The following is a 1,321-nucleotide window of genomic DNA, read 5'->3' as shown; positions in this document are numbered from 1 at the left end:
GCCATTCCGACCACGACACTACTGGCCAACCTGGTTATCCATGGACCGCTGGCCAACATCTTGGCGCTCTGCGCGCGTTGTAAGCCCATATGGAAGGAAACGCCAACCAACCGGTTTTAGCTCCGCGCCTCAAAATGTCGGATTTAAAAGGCAGAGCCTGGATGATTCATGCTGGTGGGGAGAATCACTCGGATCAACCAGCCAAATTAGGTGGCGGCGATACGCGCATTGTGTGTGGCGTGATCGACTAAATCATGATCTGTCTGATTCGCACTTCCTCATGCGGCAGGAAGTGTGAATCGTTGTGTAAACCGATGCGATGTCGCATCGGTTTCAAGATGACTGTGATGCAGCATTAAAATGGACTGGACAATTTTAGTACCAATGCCTAGCGCGCCAGCTTGCGCATTCAGCTCTATTTGGTTGGAAAAAGTAAAACGAACTTGAGATGTATTATCGCCCCGTTTTACATCGCAACTCACGGTCGCATCCGACGGACTATGCCGAAGTGCATTTTCCAATAAATTCAATATCAATCGTTCTAATAACCCCTTATCACCTATCACTTGGATTGGCTCATCTACGGTAATGTTCAACGTCACGCCTTTACGTTGAAACTGACTTTGCATGGTTTCGGCGCATTCTGCCATTAGTTGGCTAATATCAATCGGAAGATACTCATAGATCGGTAGCGGAGCTTCTTGTTTTGCCACATCCAACAGAGCGTGCAATTGCTGGGAGAGTTTTTCACTGTTGCGAAACGCCACTTCAATGAGCGGATCGGGGTCAGGATGCTGCAAACGCCAAGTTTCCAAATACCCAAGCACACTCGAGAGTGGCGTTTTTAAATCGTGGCTCAGTTGCAAAAGACTTTGACGGCGATGAGAGGATTGATATTCAAGTTGCAAAAATTGCTGCTGGATGTGTTTTGCCATCAATTGATAAGAACGAGCAATCGGCACTAGCTCCGGCACTTGATGTGCAAAATCGGGTTGTAGGCGAAAGTCGTGTTCGGCTTGTTTTTGCAGTTGATCGGTCACACGTTCAATCGGGTTTAACAAGCTGCGCTTAACCAAGAAATATGAGCCAAAAGCGAAACCTAAAATCGAAATGAGCACTAAACCCGCAAGCGCCAAGTACGGCGAATCCACTTGAGCGTTGGCAATGGCCGTATGACGAGAACTCCCGATCACCACGTACAAATAACCAATGGTTGAGCCAAGCTCCTCTATCGCTGCGACAGAAAAGACTTTATGTTCATCACGATTACGCGGGTCATCGCCTAGAATCGGGAAAGGTTCACCACTGAGAAACTGACGAA

The 1,321-nt window shown here is 47.8% G+C and carries 1 protein-coding gene and 1 pseudogene; one reads left to right on the top strand and one right to left on the bottom strand.

Annotated features, from left to right (window positions below):
• A pseudogene (locus R8N28_RS25175) lies at positions 1–251 on the top strand (superoxide dismutase family protein); the annotation flags it as partial.
• A gap of 27 nt (positions 252–278) precedes the next feature.
• On the opposite strand, the gene R8N28_RS25170 reads toward R8N28_RS25175, so the two are convergent.
• Positions 279–1,321, bottom strand: a 1,043-nt coding sequence (locus R8N28_RS25170; RefSeq protein WP_318183656.1) for a HAMP domain-containing sensor histidine kinase, incomplete at its 5' end; no start/stop codon positions are given.

It is taken from the genome of Vibrio sp. Vb1554, assembly GCF_033344235.1.
This window is presented reverse-complemented; position numbering and strand designations above follow the sequence as displayed.